The 16,407-nt window shown below is 47.6% G+C and carries 13 protein-coding genes, 1 rRNA gene and 1 riboswitch; of the genes, 9 read left to right on the plus strand and 5 right to left on the minus strand.

Annotation, left to right across the window (positions count from 1 at the left end; all coding sequences use genetic code 11):
- From rrf to ACO0K8_RS14240, 8 genes are all read left to right on the plus strand, one after another.
- Positions 1-102: ribosomal RNA gene (gene rrf / locus ACO0K8_RS14205) — 5S ribosomal RNA — on the plus strand; the annotation flags it as partial.
- 369 nt (positions 103-471) lie between these two features.
- The gene (locus ACO0K8_RS14210; RefSeq protein WP_422947318.1) at positions 472-1,059 is read left to right on the plus strand and encodes a GspH/FimT family protein; all 588 of its coding nucleotides are present in this window, start codon (positions 472-474) and stop codon (positions 1,057-1,059) included.
- A 135-nt stretch (positions 1,060-1,194) separates the two neighbouring features.
- On the plus strand, positions 1,195-1,761 hold the full coding sequence (locus ACO0K8_RS14215) for a GspH/FimT family pseudopilin (RefSeq protein WP_422947319.1): 567 nt from the start codon (positions 1,195-1,197) through the stop codon (positions 1,759-1,761).
- A complete protein-coding gene (gene pilV / locus ACO0K8_RS14220) occupies positions 1,739-2,332 on the plus strand; it encodes a type IV pilus modification protein PilV (protein ID WP_422947320.1) in 594 nt (197 codons plus the stop codon). The genes ACO0K8_RS14215 and pilV overlap by 23 nt, the downstream gene beginning before the upstream one ends.
- Positions 2,329-3,243: a PilW family protein gene (locus ACO0K8_RS14225; protein WP_422947321.1), complete on the plus strand. Its 915-nt coding sequence runs from the start codon at positions 2,329-2,331 to the stop codon at positions 3,241-3,243. The genes pilV and ACO0K8_RS14225 overlap by 4 nt, the downstream gene beginning before the upstream one ends.
- Positions 3,244-3,261: 18 nt before the next feature.
- Complete coding sequence (locus ACO0K8_RS14230) at positions 3,262-3,768, plus strand: pilus assembly PilX family protein (protein ID WP_422947322.1); 507 nt, start codon at positions 3,262-3,264, stop codon at positions 3,766-3,768.
- Positions 3,769-3,788: 20 nt separating this feature from the next.
- Positions 3,789-7,337 carry a pilus assembly protein gene (locus tag ACO0K8_RS14235; protein WP_422947323.1) on the plus strand — a complete coding sequence of 1,183 codons (3,549 nt, stop codon included), beginning with the start codon at positions 3,789-3,791 and terminating at the stop codon, positions 7,335-7,337.
- 24 nt (positions 7,338-7,361) lie between these two features.
- On the plus strand, positions 7,362-7,793 hold the full coding sequence (locus tag ACO0K8_RS14240) for a type IV pilin protein (protein ID WP_422947324.1): 432 nt from the start codon (positions 7,362-7,364) through the stop codon (positions 7,791-7,793).
- A 193-nt stretch (positions 7,794-7,986) separates the two neighbouring features.
- On the opposite strand, the gene nrdR is transcribed toward ACO0K8_RS14240, so the two are convergent.
- From nrdR to ACO0K8_RS14265, 5 genes are all read right to left on the minus strand, one after another.
- The gene (nrdR, locus tag ACO0K8_RS14245; RefSeq protein ID WP_422947325.1) at positions 7,987-8,460 is read right to left on the minus strand and encodes a transcriptional regulator NrdR; all 474 of its coding nucleotides are present in this window, start codon (positions 8,458-8,460) and stop codon (positions 7,987-7,989) included.
- A 204-nt stretch (positions 8,461-8,664) separates the two neighbouring features.
- Complete coding sequence (glyA, locus tag ACO0K8_RS14250; RefSeq protein ID WP_422947326.1) at positions 8,665-9,915, minus strand: serine hydroxymethyltransferase; 1,251 nt, start codon at positions 9,913-9,915, stop codon at positions 8,665-8,667.
- An 88-nt stretch (positions 9,916-10,003) separates the two neighbouring features.
- Positions 10,004-10,160: riboswitch (ZMP/ZTP riboswitch) on the minus strand.
- Positions 10,161-10,681: 521 nt separating this feature from the next.
- Entirely contained in the window at positions 10,682-12,151 is a 1,470-nt protein-coding gene (locus ACO0K8_RS14255) for a DUF3138 family protein (protein WP_422947327.1), read from the minus strand.
- Positions 12,152-12,311: 160 nt separating this feature from the next.
- The gene (locus tag ACO0K8_RS14260; protein WP_422947328.1) at positions 12,312-13,457 is read right to left on the minus strand and encodes a polyamine ABC transporter substrate-binding protein; all 1,146 of its coding nucleotides are present in this window, start codon (positions 13,455-13,457) and stop codon (positions 12,312-12,314) included.
- Positions 13,458-13,578: 121 nt separating this feature from the next.
- Positions 13,579-15,462, minus strand: a complete 1,884-nt coding sequence (locus ACO0K8_RS14265; RefSeq protein WP_422947329.1) for an amidohydrolase — start codon at positions 15,460-15,462, stop codon at positions 13,579-13,581.
- A 242-nt stretch (positions 15,463-15,704) separates the two neighbouring features.
- On the opposite strand from ACO0K8_RS14265, the gene ACO0K8_RS14270 reads away from it, so the two are divergent.
- Entirely contained in the window at positions 15,705-16,337 is a 633-nt protein-coding gene (locus ACO0K8_RS14270) for a TetR/AcrR family transcriptional regulator (protein WP_422947330.1), read from the plus strand.
- Positions 16,338-16,407: the final 70 nt, after the last annotated feature.

Consider the following 16,407-nt stretch of genomic DNA (forward strand, 5'->3'; position numbering starts at 1 on the left):
TAGCAAGTCGGTACCACCCCTTCCCATCCCGAACAGGACCGTGAAACGACTCCGCGCCAATGATAGTGCTGCAACCAGTGTGAAAGTAGGTCATCGTCAGGCTTTTATTAGAAAACCCCTCAACAGATTACTGTTGAGGGGTTTTTGCTTTGCGAGGTCCAGTCCCGATCCAACTCCCATATATTCGTCTCTTTCCCCTCACTTATCGCATTATTCCCAATACTCTCCCCCAGTATATTTTGTATCGCGCTATCTGCATGCGCAAAGGGAACATTTTCTGAAAAATTATGCAGAGTATATGAATGAGAGGACGAATGCCATCCCTAAAATTTTTTAATTCAATTCAAATCAATTCTCTTATCCTTAAAATAAAATTTGTTATATTGAAACACAATCCATTGCTACAGTTGATGAAAATGAAACAAGAGTATATTCTAAACATGTCATTTAATTACTTATTTAGGTGCTGATATGCTCGTTGTCAAATCAAATGTATCAAAACTAGTAGTTCATAAGACTGGATTTACATTGAATGAGTTACTCATAGTTATATTAATATTTTCAATTATTTTACTTATTGCAGCGCCAAGCCTACGAAATATACTGCTTGAATTTCGACTTTCTGGTCATGTTAATACATTTGTGGCTGCGCATAACTTGGCGCGATCTGAGGCTATTAAGCGCGGGAGATTAGTAACTGTGTGTCGCAGCGTTAATGCGGAAACTGGTAGTAACGTTTGTAATAAAAATACGAGCGGAGATTGGGACTCGAATGATTGGGGTGTCGGATGGATAGTATATGTGGAAGATAGCACTGCTACAGGAGTTGGTGTAGTAGGTCCTGGTGAGGAGATCATCTTACGTCAAGGTTCTCTTCCTGATAAAACATATATTCCGGCCTCTGTGCGATCTGTTACGTACAACGGCTTAGGGGCTCCGTTAGGGAGTATGGCAGGGAGTAACTTTAAATTTAACTATGACGGAAAATTTGATCGTATCGTTTGCATTGCTCGTACGGGACGAATTCGCGTAATTCGCGATATGCTTGCTTGCATTTAAACACAACAGAGTATTTCTCGGAACTGAGTTCCCATGCCGCTTATCTTTGATATTTAACGTTCCGTCGAATATGTCTTGGTCAAGTAATTGACCTGCGTTACAGTGAACTCAAGCCAGCCTAATTTGAGTTATCGCATGAATATTTCAATCTATGTACTAAAAAGTAAAATCCGGAAAATGGAGGGTTTTACGTTTGTTGAGTTGATGATCACAATCACAATTATTGCTATTTTGTTGGCAATAGCGATTCCAAGTTTGTCTGCGTTCATTAATAACAATCGCGTATCAACCTCGATTAATGAGTTTGTTGGAACTGTAGCTTTAGCACGCTCTGAGGCCATCAAGCAAGGACGGTTAGTTACCGTCTGCCGTAGTGCCAACGCTACTTCCGCAACTCCAACATGTGATTCTGGTGCGACTGATTGGGCTTCCGGATGGTTGACTTATGTAGAAAGTAGCACCACTACAAATGTTGGCACATATGAAGCTGCAGAAGTAATCCTGGCGCGTAAAGCAGCACTCCCGAATATCTTAATTCCAGCAAGTGTGGCAAGTATTACCTTCAATAGCAGTGGGCAGCCCATTAGCACAGCGACGACAACTTTTAATTTTAGCTACAAAAATTTGTATCCGAGAGAGGTTTGTATGGAAAGAACCGGGCGTGTTAAAACGATTCGTGATGGCAACTCAGGAAGCTGCTAAAGGTCATATAATGAATAATCATTTACAAACGAACCGTTCCATTTGTCGACGTCAAGCTGGGGTCGGCATGATCGAGGTGCTAGTTGCCTTAGTTATTTCAGCTTTTGCCTTACTTGGTTTGGCTGGCTTGCAGATATCCTCATTGCGTTTTCAAAAGACCGCGCACTTCCGCTCACTGGCAAGTTTTAACACCGCGGACATTGCCGATCGGATGCGTGCTAACGTGGCTGGCTCAGCTAGCTATGTAACGACAGATACTTATCTGGCGAATCCTGGGTTAACTAGCGGCGCTTGTTCCACCACCGCGGGTACTATTGCGAATGTTGCCGCTCGTGATCTTTGTGAGTGGCGACTAAATCTTAAAAATACAGTCAACGGTGGCTGGGGCGAAATTGCTGGAGATGTCGTAAATGGTTTTACGATTACGGTCTATTTCAATGAGCCAAGCAAAAACGATAAGACCACCGCAGGGGTGGCACAAGAAAATAGCTTGGACATAAACTGCAGAGCCGCCGCTCTGTCTGCAACAAATGTTGATGTTCGCTGCTTTAAAACGGTATTTCTCCCATGAATAATAATTACTTACCTCACTTTGGCTTTTCTCGACATCAAGGTTTTACTTTGATTGAATTAATGGTCTCAATCACTATCGGGTTAATTATACTTTTGTTTATTACTAGTCTTTTTGTTAATAGTAAAGCCAGCTATGACATTGGAGATGATAGTTCTCGATTGCAAGAAGATGGACGTTATGCAATGGGAGTGATCGGACGTAACATTATTCAAGCAGGTTATGGCAAGTTATTGACTGCGACGACAACCGATTTTGTAAAGGCAGATGGTAGCCCAGCGCAAGCGATGAAAGGTTGTAATAGCGGTTTTGCAGATCCTAAAGCCACATCTTTGGATCCGGTGTGTGGTACCTCTGGGAAGCCAGCATTTCAGATCAGGTATCGGGTTGATGATACTTACAATGCGAATACCGGTGTCGGCGCGGATTGTAATGGACAAAATGCAGCAATGAAAAATGCAGACGGATCGGCCAATACTACAGCAACTGATCCGGGTATCGTGACTAATCGATTCTATTTGGCGACTAAATCCGGAGAGTCAACGACTTCGCTCTATTGCAACGGAAGTGGCGCATTTACTAACCCGCAGCCAATACTCAGTAATGTGGAAGATATGCTAATTACTTATGGCGCGGATACCTCTGGGAATTTTACCCCTGATCAATATACAACGGATGCTACGGTGATCGAGGCTCTGCCGATTAGTCCAAACAATAACAAAACTAATTGGAACCAGATTATTAGCGTTAAGGTGTGCTTACAGGTCGTCAGTGCGAACAAGGTTACGACTAGCGCCCAAACTTATACCAAGTGTGACGGTAGCTCAGCCACCGCTAGCGATAAAAAATTGCGGGCTACTTTTACAAATGTTTTTACGATACGTAATAACTCGACCCCAAGTTTGAAATGACGATCAGTCGGTAAAAATATGATGAACATACAATTTAAAAATAGGCAGCTAGACAAAGGCGTTGCATTGCCAGTTGTGTTGATTTTCTTGGTGGTGATGATGTTGCTAGGAGTTACAGCAATCCGCAATGTCACACTGGGAGAGAAAATGGCAGGTAATCAGCGCAATCAGCAATTGGCATTTCAAGCCGCCGAGCAAGCTTTGCGATATTGCGAAAATATGGTTCGGACCGATTCAAAATGGGCTTCGGTGATTCAACCGGTTACCACTGGTCCGAATAATTGGGAAGTTGATGCCAACTGGAGTAATACAAAATCTGTGGATATATTGACTACCGCTAAAGCTACCGCGCAAGGTTTAGCGGCACCACCTCGTTGCATGGCTGAGAATGTGAGTAAGACTCTGGCATTAGACGTTACTGAAACGGTGAGAGACCAATCTATACGTGCCTTTCGGGTTACTGCGCGTGCTACCGGCGGTGCAGACACCGCTGTTGTAATGTTGCAGAGTTATTTGAAATTTTGATAAAAATTGGGGAAGCTTCCATGTTGCGAATTAATAATTTAAGCCGCCTAGGTAAAAGTTCATTGGCGAGGCAGTTGTCGCCAGTGTTGCTCGTGTTAATGTCTGCATATTCTGGATCGGCGTTGGCAGCGCTGGCGCAAGAGCCCTTGTTTTTGGCGCTGCCTGCGCAGCCTAACATTATGTATTCTTTGGATAATTCTGGCAGTATGCAGTGGGGCTCCGTCACTGGTTATGATGGACTGTTTGAATATACGGCAACTAGTACCAGCGGGACTTTAACTGGCCCCGTATCAAATGCGACGAGGGATAAGCGTGCGTATTATTCGAGTAGTTATAATAGTATTTGGTACAATCCCGCAACCACTTATGCACCTCCTGTTGACTATTTGGGGAGTAATTTTTCGCCAAGCTCCCCTACTGGGGCAAGGTTGGATCCCTACCCTACAGTCGCTAGTCCTTTTTCAAGCAATACTCTCGATTTAACAGCTGTATGTTATGCACCGAGTAGTACGCCTACCTTGCCAATATTTACTTATACAAAAAACGCTTCGAATATTTGGAGCATTGGGCCAAACACTACCAATTGTAAGACTATCAGCGATACAGGTAGCGGTACATATAAAACAAAAGTGTCGCGGTATGCTTTCTATTATATATGGGACGGTAACACAAATATTAAAACCGCCACTCCCTCAGATAGTGCATTCCCTACTCGAATTGATATATCTACGGGCACTACCTATAGTAAGGTAGCGGGTAAAGATAGTAGACTCGATTGCGGTACAGGCACGACCTGTAGTGGTGTCCAAGAGTTGCAAAATTTTGCGAACTGGTTCAGTTACTATAGAACGCGTATTTTAATGACCAAGAGTGCAATGGGTCTGGCGTTTTCCCCTATTGATCCGGTTGTTACTCCTAACAATACACCAAGGTTTCGGGTTGGATTTAATGCGATCAATGCGCAAGCTTCTGACGGAAGTACCACGGTTGATAATACTGGTGTCACTGACTCGGCAAGTTGGCTGACTATTCGCGCCTTTGATACAGCCCAAAAACAGGATTTTTATACCAAGCTATACGGTATCAATCCTGGCAATGGTACACCCTTGCGTGCGCAAATGGATAGGATAGGCAAGCTGTATTCGGGTACTCTCGCAAGTTTTGACTATACAAATAACGACCCCTATTTTGCGACTAATCCAAGGACGGGAACCGCGGATAAGACCCTATTAAGTTGCCGGGCCAGTTACCATATTATGTCGACCGATGGCTATTGGAATAGTGCGTACTCTGGTGTTAGCGGTGATTACGATGGCACGGCGGATGGTAAGTTTGTTACACAGGCAAGCGGCACTCTGGATGCAAAGAAAACGTCATCTACCTTGGCAGATATAGCTATGTATTACTATATGACGGATTTGCGCCCAACACTCGCGGATAAAGCAGGTACCAAGAATGATCCTTTGGCCACACAACATATGCGTACCTTCACCATAGGCCTGGGCGCAAACGGTAATTTGACGTATCAATCAAATTACGACGTAGCTACGAGTGGTGATTTTTTTGATATTAAAGCGGGCACCAAGAATTGGGGTGTTCCTAAGGATGATGACAAGGCAAACATAGACGATTTATGGCATGCAGCCGTGAATGGCCGTGGTCACTATTATAGTGCAGGTAATCCTACCGATTTGAAGGACGGGCTAGTCAAAATTCTTAAAGAAATTGGCGGTAGTGAAGGTGCAGCTGCATCGGTTGCGACAACTGGTAACAAGGCTAGCGGTGCGACTAACATCATTTATGTCCCGAGCTTCGAGTCGGGCACTTGGGCAGGGCATTTGAAAAAAATTACCTTGAAGGCCAACGGAGACGAGGATGTAATCGTGTGGGATGCTGCGACACTGATCCCTGCTTGGAATAGCCGGAACATCGTTACCTGGAACCCGGTGAGTAAATCTGCCGTGGCTTTTGATTGGCTAAATTTAACTACTGGTGTAAATAGTCAACAAGCGGCATTAGGAGATACTGATGTGCTTGAATATTTGAAAGGTAATAGAAGTAAGGAGCAAGTTTCTGAGAATTCGGCGACGGGTTATCGCTACCGCACAGCTGTCGCTGGTAGTCCTTTGGGAGATATTGTTAATTCAGCACCCAAATATGTGAGTGACGAAGATTTCGGTTATTCGGGCCTATCCAGTATTGGTGCCGCTTATGATACCTATCTCGGTACAAAAACGGCGAAAACACCGATGGTCTATGCCGGTGCAAATGACGGAATGTTACACGCATTTAATGGCACTACCGGTGTTGAAACCTTTGCGTATATCCCTAATTCTGTGTACGGCAATTTAAAGTCCTTGAGTGACAAAAATTATGGACATAGGTATTTTGTTGACGGTCATTTAACTGCCAATGATTTTCATAACGGCAGCGCATGGAAAACAGTATTGGTTGGTTCTACCGGGGCGGGTTTAACCAGCAGCATTTTTGCCTTAGACATTTCGTCGCCAGACAGCTTGGGAACCGGTAGTGTTATGTGGGAAAAAACTGCAGCAGACACGGGGCTAGCTAACTTGGGGAATGTGATGGGAGATACATCAATAGGGCGTCTCCCCAATGGTGAATCAGTCATATTGGTCGCCAACGGCCCAGACAGTGCCAGCTATAAGGCGAGCTTGTTTTTAATTAAAGTCTCCGATGGTACCGTTGTAAAAGAATTTGAAGTCGATGCGACTGCTACAGCGGCTGCACCGAATGGCTTATCTGCACCTGCTCCTTTGTTTAACCGTAACCATGAACTGGTTGGTGCTTATGCAGGTGATATTAAGGGTAATTTATGGAAATTTAGTTTTGTGAATGCGGCAAGCCCGACCACGGTGGCGTACTCATATAGCAAATTGTTCACTACTAATATGGATGCAACCGGGCTGATCAATATTCAGCCTATCGTTCAAAAACCAAATATTCAGATCCATCCCAATGGTGGTTTTTTGGTCACGGTCGGTACTGGTCGGTTTATGGTGGCCTCAGACAAGGCAAATAAAGATATTCAGAGTATTTATGGAATCTGGGATAAGGCTGGCAGCACCGCTGTAATTGACCATGCTGATCTTGTGCAGCAAACTTTGACTGACGTAAGTGAGTCCGGCAAGCTTGTGGGGCGCACCTTAACTAGCAACACCATCGACTGGACCAGCAAGAAAGGTTGGTATATTGATTTATTAGTAGCAGGCGAGCGTGTGGTGGGAGATTTGTTATTTAGCAATGCAAAAATCATAGTTGCGACAACCTTTGTTCCCGTAGCGGATCTATGTGGCTCGAACGGAGATTCCCAGCTCATGGGGTTTAACGGCTTGAGTGGCGCGGCGAATAGTACACCGTTGTTTGGCACCACTACGAATCTTAGCTCAATTGTGGTTGAGGGGACGTTAACCAACCCCACCTTGATCAATACTGGTTCGACATCGATTGCGAAAATTAATACATCGAAGGGAACGCTGGAGGATAAACCATTCAATCCTGGTGCTTCTATATTCAGAACCTGGCGTCAGATTATTTTCAAAAACTGATTTTGCGCACTAAAGGATAAGTATATGCAAACTATGAAACAGAGTAAAAGAAACGGCTTTACCTTGATAGAGGTAATGATCACTGTAGTGATTGTTGGCGTGCTCGCTTCTATCGCCTTGCCAAATTACACCGCCTATGTGAAGCGCGCAAAACGTGCGGATGCAATGGCTGTGTTACTTAAGAATGCAAACTGGATGCAGCAACAATTTACTATCGACAATAAGTTCCCGGCTAGTGCGACGGTTCTTCCGTTCGCACAATCGCCGGAAGCGGGCACTGCGAGATATAACATTAGTATCGTGGTGCCAGCAACGGCGAATACTAGTCAATACACTTTGCAAGCGGTTCCTGTCGCTGCTGACGAATGCGCTACTTTTACCCTTGATCACACAGGTTTGCGTGGGCAGAGCGGTACTGCGAGCAAATCGGCGACTGCTTGTTGGGCGGGGCAATAGTGTTGGCTTTTTGCTATTGTTTGGCCGTCAGAGCTTTACTGGGCCGATGAAAACAAAGCCTTACAGGAGGCTTAGATAGATAGAAAAACGACTTGAATATAGCTGATGTTCAGGTCGTTTTTTTTAGAATTAATAAGGATGTGCGCCTTAAAGGCCCTTATTCCAACAATGAATTTTCATTTTGCAAATGGGACTATTTTTTGATTAGCTTACGTTCGTTAGTCTCAAATTCTTCGATTACATTCTGAAACTCCGACACATCCTCAAAACTCTTATAGACCGATGCGAAACGGATGTAGGCGATTTTATCAAGGCGTTTTAATTCCCGCATGACTAGTTCACCCAGGTAGCCGGAGATGACTTCGCGTTCACCGCTGGCTAAGAGTTTTTCTTCTATGCGTTGGATGGCGGTATCGACTGCTTCTGCCGATACCGGGCGTTTTCTGAGTGCTAGCATCAGGCTGGCGCGTAGTTTCGCTGGTTCAAACTCGGTTCTGCTACCGTTCTTTTTGACGATAGACGGCATCGTCAACTCGACTCGCTCGTAGGTGGTAAAGCGCTTGTCGCATTGCGCACAGCGGCGTCGGCGGCGTATGGTGTTGCCATCTTCAGGGACGCGGGTGTCGATAACCTGGGTTTCGTCGTGATGGCAGTAAGGGCATTTCATGGCGCTGTTTCCGAAGAGGAGTGGCTGGGTCTATGTTGACAGGCTATTTTAATATACTCCCTAGGATTTAATAAGTATTCTGGTCTAGTGCGCATATTCTGTGTGCGTATCAAAAAAATACTGGTAGGGAGTATCTATGGCTGCGGGTATTTCTGGTCGGTATAAAAAAACGCCACCTAACTCAGGTGGCGTTTTATGGCTAGCTTAAGCAGCGTAGACGGGGTGGGCGTCGGTCAATTTTTTAACCTCTGCTTTGACGCGTTCTATGGTCGCTGCATCGTGCGGATTGTCCAAAACGTCAGCCAATAAATTACCTACTTTAATCGCTTCGGCTTCTTTAAAACCACGGGTAGTCATGGCTGGGCTGCCCAGACGAATACCGGAAGTGACGAATGGTTTTTCTGGATCGTTAGGGATGCCGTTTTTGTTGCAGGTAATGTGGGCAGAACCGAGGATGGCTTCGGCTTCTTTTCCAGTCAAACCTTTTGGACGCAGATCGACCAGCATCACGTGTGATTCGGTGCGACCAGAAACGATACGTAGGCCGCGCTCAGTCAAGGTAGTTGCCAATGCGGCGGCGTTCTTGATGACTTGCTCTTGGTAAGCTTTAAATTCTGGGCTCAGTGCTTCTTTGAATGCCACGGCCTTACCGGCGATCACATGCATCAAAGGACCACCCTGGATACCAGGGAAAATCGCCGAGTTGATTTTCTTAGAGATGGCTTCGTCGTTGCACAGGATGATGCCGCCGCGTGGGCCGCGCAAGCTCTTGTGGGTAGTCGAAGTAACGACATCGGCGAAAGGTACCGGATTAGGGTAGACACCGGCAGCGATCAGACCGGCATAATGCGCCATATCCACCATGAAATAAGCGCCGACTTCTTTGGCGATTTTTGCAAAGCGTTCGAAATCAATACGCAATGCAAAAGCAGACGCGCCAGCGATGATCAGTTTAGGCTTAGTTTCGCGCGCTAATTTTTCCATCGCATCGTAATCGATATCTTCTTGTGCGTTCAGGCCGTAAGACACCACGTTGAACCATTTGCCGGACATATTGAGGTGCATGCCGTGTGTCAAGTGACCACCTTCGGCCAGCGACATGCCCATGATGGTGTCACCAGGAGTCAGCAGCGCGAAAAACACGCCTTGGTTTGCTTGAGAACCAGAATTAGGTTGCACATTGGCAAAGTTGGCGCCAAACAACTGCTTGAGTCTGTCGATCGCCAGTTGCTCTACCACGTCTACGTGTTCGCAACCACCGTAGTAACGCTTGCCTGGATAGCCTTCGGCATATTTATTCGTCAGTTGTGAGCCTTGCGCTTCCATGACGGCAGGCGAGGTGTAGTTCTCAGAAGCGATTAGTTCTATGTGTTCTTGCTGGCGCAGGTTTTCTTTTTGTATCGTCGCAAAAATTTCTGGATCGATATTGGCGAGGGTATGGTTCTTGGCAAACATGGTTTTCCTGTTGAGAAAGTAACTCGTGAATGATTGTGATGATTGAGCTTAATACATGAAATGCGGGTAGCCTCAATCGAAATACCATCAGGCTTACCCAGGCGCACGGTCAGACTCGCGTGTTGTCAATACTAGTACTGCTGCGAGCCTGCAAATCTCACGCTTCCCGATGGAACTCCATCATGTACTGCAAATTTTACCAAGTGATTAAAATTTGAGTCTTTGCGCCAGTTACGTGAGACGAAATGGTGGGCAGATTCTACGATATATTAATACGTTGAGCAAGGTTTGTGATTAAAGCAATAACGGTTATTTCTATGAACCAGGTTTCTGATAGCGCGGCGACGAATGTATCGGTTTCTACTGCTTACCCCAATTCGCGATAGAGCCGGTGTCGAACCTGGTGATGCTGCCTCTGCTGAAATTCACGACGCTTGGCTCTGATCTGATCTGGCCTACGCCTAGTGTTCGAAAAACATGAAATCAGGGTGTGTCAGCGCGCATTATCCATGCGGCTTTTCAGGCTGTTGGCTTGGAAAGGCGCATGGATAGTGCGGTGTGGCAGGTGGGGCTAAAAAAACCGGGCGCATCGCGTTATTACCAATTCTCCATTCCGACGAATTGCTCCGGTTTGGGTTTAACGCGGTTTCCCGATGGATGGATTTTGGACGTTCCCAGTTGAAATCTAAAATAGCAGATACCAGCTTACTCGCTATGCTGAAAGCGCATAAGACGTTGATGCGAGTTTTCAGCTGAACTTTTTAGATTAAAAACTGATGACCGTAGAGAGCGCGAATAGATGATTACTTTGCGTGTATTTTTCGTCTGCAGTTTTGAATACATTCGCGTTGGAATAATCAAATCGGTACTCCCCCTTGATACTGACGCCGGTCATTAAGGCATAGCTGAGACCCAGCGACAGCGCGGAACGATTGCTGCCTTTGTCTGGATCACTGACTATCCAATTGCTGCCGTCGTAGCTCATACCCGAGCCAAAACCGTTGCGACCGTCCGGACAGCTGGCGTCCGCTCCGGTGCTGTCTTTGCAAACACCGTCGAAGGTCGAGCCGAACAGGCCGCCGCCGTGACGTGCATTATTGATATAGTCGAAACGGGCTGTCGCATCCAGACGAGGGCTTACTTTGTATGAGGCCAAGCCAGACAGACCGTACCAGTGCTGGCGTTCATTTAAGTATGCGTTGGCCGGCGTGGCACTTTGCCGGCCATAACTCAATTGCGCTTGAAAGTTCCAGTCCCCACGGGTTAGGCTGCCATCGATTTCGACCAGGTCCAGGCGTCCGCTATCTAGCTTGTCGTCAAAGCCGCTATGGATGCCTGAAAAGCCGACGCTGCTAAATTCATCGCGGGTATAGTCGACCCGGTAAAACAGGCCGGGCATTTGTTGTTTGGCGACGTCGACACGGGCACGGTTCATATTGCCTATCATGATTTTGCTATCCCATGCTCCGCGTAGCAGGTCGACACCGGCACCGGTATAAAAATTGGCTGCTGAAAAATCAAACAAGAGATTGTGGGTGATGAGTTTATTTTGTGGCGCGGGGATCGCTTCATAGCCGGTCCAATCGGGGAACTGGCCGGCGAGCAGACGGGTGGCCGGCTCGTACAGAGGCATGGAGATGGACGCTTCGTGCACCAGATTGCCGAAATTATTCGATGAGGCTGAGCTTTTGCTGGGCATTAAAGTGAGTTTGAATTTGGTGCCGCCATCGAGTTCTTTTTCCATATTGAACATGCCGCTACCGAAGGAGCTGTTGTCGTAGCCAAAACTCTCATCGGAACCGTTAATCGAGCTATTGTTATTGAAAAACACAAAACTCGATGTTTTGGCATTGCGGTTGTAAAGGTAAGTCGGATCGACGTAACCGGAAATTTTTAAGGCTCTGAAACCGTTGGCTTCTACCGCTTCTTCCATCGCCTCGGTTTTGACGCGGATACGATTGAATTCTGCCACGTCGACTACATTTGATTTATCTGCCTGTAGCGCCTGTTTGCTCGATTCCACGATAGACAGCACTTGGGCGCTGGTCTCTGCGGCCTGTGCGGTGCTTTGGCTATTTTGCAGCGTGATTTTCTGCATCATGGCTTGCAGTTCTTTGACTTGTTTTTTTAGTGCCTCGATTTCACTTTTTTGCGAGGGTGCAGCTTGTGCCATGCAGGCGGCCGGGAAGGCGCTAGCGATGGCGATACAGATCACGAGTTTTTTTACGGTGTACATGAATCTTCCTTCAAAGGGTGGCACGTTCATATTTTTTCTACGAGTTTTGCTGCGCGCGATCTATGCTGACGCGCGCTCCGCTCGCCGTGTCGGACACAGGCGCTGCCTGTGCCGCTCAGCAAGCTCATCCGCAGGATCAGCAGCAGGATCAAATACCGGATCAAATACCGGTTTTGAATTTGGTATAGATGCGCGTCATGGTGCGCCGTATATCGGAATTGACCATTTCAGGCGGTATCATCCTTTTCATATCCTCCTGGCTTAGATAGACGGTCTTGTTATCGGCGATGTCTTTCCTGACGAATTTAAAGGCGGCAGTATTGGGATTGGCATACAAGACTTTATTCGAGATCTGGGCATGAATTTCCGGACGTAAAATGAAATTGATCCAGGCCATGGCATTATTCGGATGCGGTGCATCGGCGGGAATCGCCATGGTGTCGAAAAATAGCGTTGGATCTTTTTTCGGGATCAGTGTCACGATATGGTTGCCGTTTTTGGCGTCGATGGCGCGCTGGCGCGCGATATTGATGTCGCCCGACCAGCCCATCGCCAGACACAGTGAGCCATTGGCTAATTCATTGATGTAACCGGAAGAGCTAAACATGGTCACGTAGGGACGGATAGACTGCAATAAGCGGGCTGCATCCTGGTAATCAGAATTGACTTTCGAGTAGGGTGATTTGCCCAGATATTGAAGGGCTGGTGGCAGTACTTCTGAGGCGGCATCGAGTAGTGACACGCCGCAGGACTTGAGCTTGGAAATATATTTAGGATCAAAGACCAGATCCCAGGCATTCTCAGGCATCGGTAAGTTGCCTAGCGCCGCCTTTACTTTTTCTTCGTTGATACCGAGTGTGTCAAAGCCCCACAACCAGATGACCAGATGTTTATTGTTAGGGTCAATTTTGCCGATTTGTGCACTCAGTACCGGATCAAGATTGGATAAATTCGGTATCTTGCTTTTGTCCAGTTGGCGGAACAGGCCGCCTTCTATCTGAATTTGTGCCCAGTTTGAAGAGGGCACCACGATGTCGTAACCGGTTTTTCCTGCCACCAGTTTGGCATGCAAGACTTCGTTGCTATCGAACAGATCGTAACGTACTTTGATGCCGGTTTCTTTCTCAAAATCTTTAATGGTATTTTCGCCTATGTAATCCGACCAGTTCGCCACATTCAAGACTTTTTCTTCTTGCGCTAGGGCTTGGTTGCCGGCCGCCAGTGCGACCAGGATCGTGAGCAAGATTTGTTGACAGGTGCGCGTGAAAGGGGTTTTTTTGTGGCGGGTAGAAATGGGAACATGCATCTTTATCTCCTGATTGCTGTGTTAGCAGGCTAATGGTTATTGACAAAAATTTGCACACTGCGCCTTAGCGCAGTGCCGTTGTGTCTTCGTGTTTTATTGGGACGGCTAGCTAGTTGCGCGCTTAGTGATCGTGTCCGCACATATCGTGGCTACGGCGCTGGCGTTTGATCGCAAGCGGCATGCCGTCGCTGCGCATGGCGCTGCTCTGCATGACTCTCTTTTGTTGCATTTTTTGCGTAGTTTGCAGCTTGCTGGCGTCATATACGATGGCGCCGCCGAACAAGGTGTACAAGACCTGAACCTTGTCGAGTTGCGCGGCTGCGGTGCTGCTCAAATCGCTGTCTAGCACTACTAGATCGGCCAATTTACCGACCTCAATGGAGCCGGTGCTGGCGTCTTGTTTTATGGCTTTGGCGGCGTTGATGGTATATGCCGCCAACATGGTGTGCAGATCTGTGCTTTCTTCTATATGCAGTATTTCGCCAAAATGGGGCGAGTCACTTTGCGCGTTTTGCCGGGTGATTGCGATTTGCATAGTGGCCAGAGGTGTGTTTGGCATCGGGTCGCCAGGAATCGCGTCTACCGGCCAGTCGCTGCCGCCTATCAAGGTCGCGCCCGCTGCTTTCAGACTAGCGGCCGGGTACATATAGCGATGGGTTTCTGGACGGATGAAGGGGGCCACCGCGTCCATCGTATATTCGTCAGGTTCGGCCCAGAATAACTGCATGTTGGCGGCCACTCCGAGTTTGGCAAAGCGAGAAAAGTCGGCAGGGTCGACGATTTGCAGATGCGAGATTTGATGGCGGTTGTCACTCACCCCGTTTTTATCGCGCGCATACTGGAAAGAATCGAGCACCGCGTGGGTAGTGAAATCGCCGATGGAATGCACGTTGAGACTAAAACCCTCTTTATCGAGTCTGGCCACATAGCGATTCAAGACCCCAGGTTCAAAATAGCGACCACCGAAATTTTCGGTGGGATTACCATTTTCATCCAGAAAAGGCGACATCATGGCCGAGGTTTGGGTCGGATATTCGATCACCCCATCCGAAAAAATTTTGACGCCGTCAGCGCGTATCAAAGAATGTCCGGCAAAATGGGCGCGGATGGCGAGCAGGCGTTGATATTCGGCTTCACTATCGACGATATCGGATTTTAAATTCACGCGTACCCGCATATTGAGCTGATTGGTTTTTTCCAGCGCTTCATATACTTCCATTACTTGCGGGCTGGCCCAGGCATCCTGGATAGAGGTAATGCCTTTAGAGCGCACCAGATCGAGTGCTTGCTGGGTCAGCGTGAGTTTCTCGCTGAATGACAGTTCCGGAATAATCGCCATCACCAATCCCTGTGCCGCATCTTTTAAGAATCCGGTGGCCTGGCCCTGGCTGTCGCGCTCTATCTGGCCACCGCTAGGATCTGGCGTGTTGACATCGATATGGGCCAAGGCCAGCGCCTTTGTATTGACCCAGGAGGTATGGCCATCGATACCGGCTAACAGTACCGGACGGCTAGTGCTGATGCGGTCGAGATCGGCGGCGCTGGCGGCAAAATTAGCCGGATTGACGTTGACGATCTGTATCCACTTGTCGGCAGCCGGATTGACTTCCTTGGGCAGGCAATCTTGCAGCGCATAGGTAATGATATCGGCCACCGATAAAGCGGCCCCATCGACGCTGCACTGCGCCAGACGCTCGGCACCACTTACTGGATGGATGTGAGTATCAATAAATCCTGGCAATAGGGTCTTGCCATTTAAATTGATGACTTGGGTATTTGGTCCAATATAGCGCGCGATTTCTTCGTCGGTCCCGACTGCAACGATGCGGTTGCCGTTGACCGCCACTGCCTGTGCCGTGCGGTTGTTGGCGTCCATCGTCATGACCTTGCCGCCCCTCAATACGATGGCGGCCGGTTTGATGATGGCCGCACCATCGCCGCCAGACATACATCCAACTAGACCCAATACCAGAATACTGGCACCCGCAAATATTTTCCAAAGCATAGTCTCATCACTTTCGTATGGTCTTATTTAGGGCTTACGCAAAACCGCCCCAGCGTCATTGCACTCGCCTTGTCGTACTAAAGTTAAAGTACTGTCTTCGGCGGTACGCCTAGCTGGAACAATTTTGCGTAAGTCCTATTATTTTTAAAAATGCCAGTAATTACTGGTGTTTTAATTATGCGATCGGAAATATAGCTGTGTCAAGCACGGCCTTGGCCGTTGTATCATTATGGTTTTTTGCTATGACCGAAGATAATCTCCTGTTCTATCGTGAGCCTAGGCAGGCTCGTTCGCGTCAGATGGTGGAGCGTCTGCTCAATGCCACGCTGGTGCTGCTGGAGCGCTCTGGAATCGCTGAGCTCTCTACCAACCATATCGCGCAAGAGGCGGGGGTAGATATCGCTTCGCTGTACCGTTATTTCGGGAGTAAAGAAGCGATTCTGTGTGTGCTGACGAATAATTGGATAGCCAAGGTGCAGGCGGTCTATGCGCGGTATGCCGATTTGAATAATCTGGATTTGCCGTTAGTGGCGATGCTGCGCCAGGTTAATGCAGAGTTGAGTGCGATCCCCGATACCGAATGGGGCTACCGCTTACTGGCAAGTTTGATGGAGTCACTGCCGTGTTTACGCGAACTGGAAAAAGCGCATGAACTCGTCACTGCCAGGTTTTGGGCGCAGGTGTTTCGTCATTATGGAGCACACTGGGACGACGAAAAATTACTGACTTTTGCACGAATGTTTTACGTCGAGGTCGATTCCGCTCTGTCGCTAGCGGGGCGCCTGCCACCGCAGCAAGCGCGTCATATTTTGCGCTGGCAGCGCAGCCAGGCTATACATTTGCTACGCCTATGCTTGCCGAAAAAACGGCGCTAAATGGGCCGAATCACTAGTTTCCTTAGCGCGCTAAATTCTGCCATTTTTTCTAAGGGTGTTAGTGCATTTT

The sequence above is a fragment of the Undibacterium sp. Ren11W genome, assembly GCF_049340485.1.
Taxonomy (GTDB): domain Bacteria; phylum Pseudomonadota; class Gammaproteobacteria; order Burkholderiales; family Burkholderiaceae_D; genus Undibacterium.

What these genes read in the sequence shown, in the direction of transcription:
- ACO0K8_RS14215 (WP_422947319.1), top strand. Translation starts at nt 1,195, where the DNA reads ATGAATATTTCAATCTATGTACTAAAAAGTAAAATCCGGAAAATGGAG.
- ACO0K8_RS14230 (WP_422947322.1), top strand. Translation starts at nt 3,262, where the DNA reads ATGATGAACATACAATTTAAAAATAGGCAGCTAGACAAAGGCGTTGCA.
- nrdR (WP_422947325.1), bottom strand. Translation starts at nt 8,460, where the DNA reads ATGAAATGCCCTTACTGCCATCACGACGAAACCCAGGTTATCGACACC.
- ACO0K8_RS14255 (WP_422947327.1), bottom strand. Translation starts at nt 12,151, where the DNA reads ATGTACACCGTAAAAAAACTCGTGATCTGTATCGCCATCGCTAGCGCC.
- ACO0K8_RS14260 (WP_422947328.1), bottom strand. Translation starts at nt 13,457, where the DNA reads ATGCATGTTCCCATTTCTACCCGCCACAAAAAAACCCCTTTCACGCGC.
- ACO0K8_RS14240 (WP_422947324.1), top strand. Translation starts at nt 7,362, where the DNA reads ATGCAAACTATGAAACAGAGTAAAAGAAACGGCTTTACCTTGATAGAG.
- pilV (WP_422947320.1), top strand. Translation starts at nt 1,739, where the DNA reads ATGGCAACTCAGGAAGCTGCTAAAGGTCATATAATGAATAATCATTTA.
- ACO0K8_RS14225 (WP_422947321.1), top strand. Translation starts at nt 2,329, where the DNA reads ATGAATAATAATTACTTACCTCACTTTGGCTTTTCTCGACATCAAGGT.
- ACO0K8_RS14265 (WP_422947329.1), bottom strand. Translation starts at nt 15,462, where the DNA reads ATGCTTTGGAAAATATTTGCGGGTGCCAGTATTCTGGTATTGGGTCTA.
- glyA (WP_422947326.1), bottom strand. Translation starts at nt 9,915, where the DNA reads ATGTTTGCCAAGAACCATACCCTCGCCAATATCGATCCAGAAATTTTT.
- ACO0K8_RS14270 (WP_422947330.1), top strand. Translation starts at nt 15,705, where the DNA reads ATGACCGAAGATAATCTCCTGTTCTATCGTGAGCCTAGGCAGGCTCGT.
- ACO0K8_RS14235 (WP_422947323.1), top strand. Translation starts at nt 3,789, where the DNA reads ATGTTGCGAATTAATAATTTAAGCCGCCTAGGTAAAAGTTCATTGGCG.
- ACO0K8_RS14210 (WP_422947318.1), top strand. Translation starts at nt 472, where the DNA reads ATGCTCGTTGTCAAATCAAATGTATCAAAACTAGTAGTTCATAAGACT.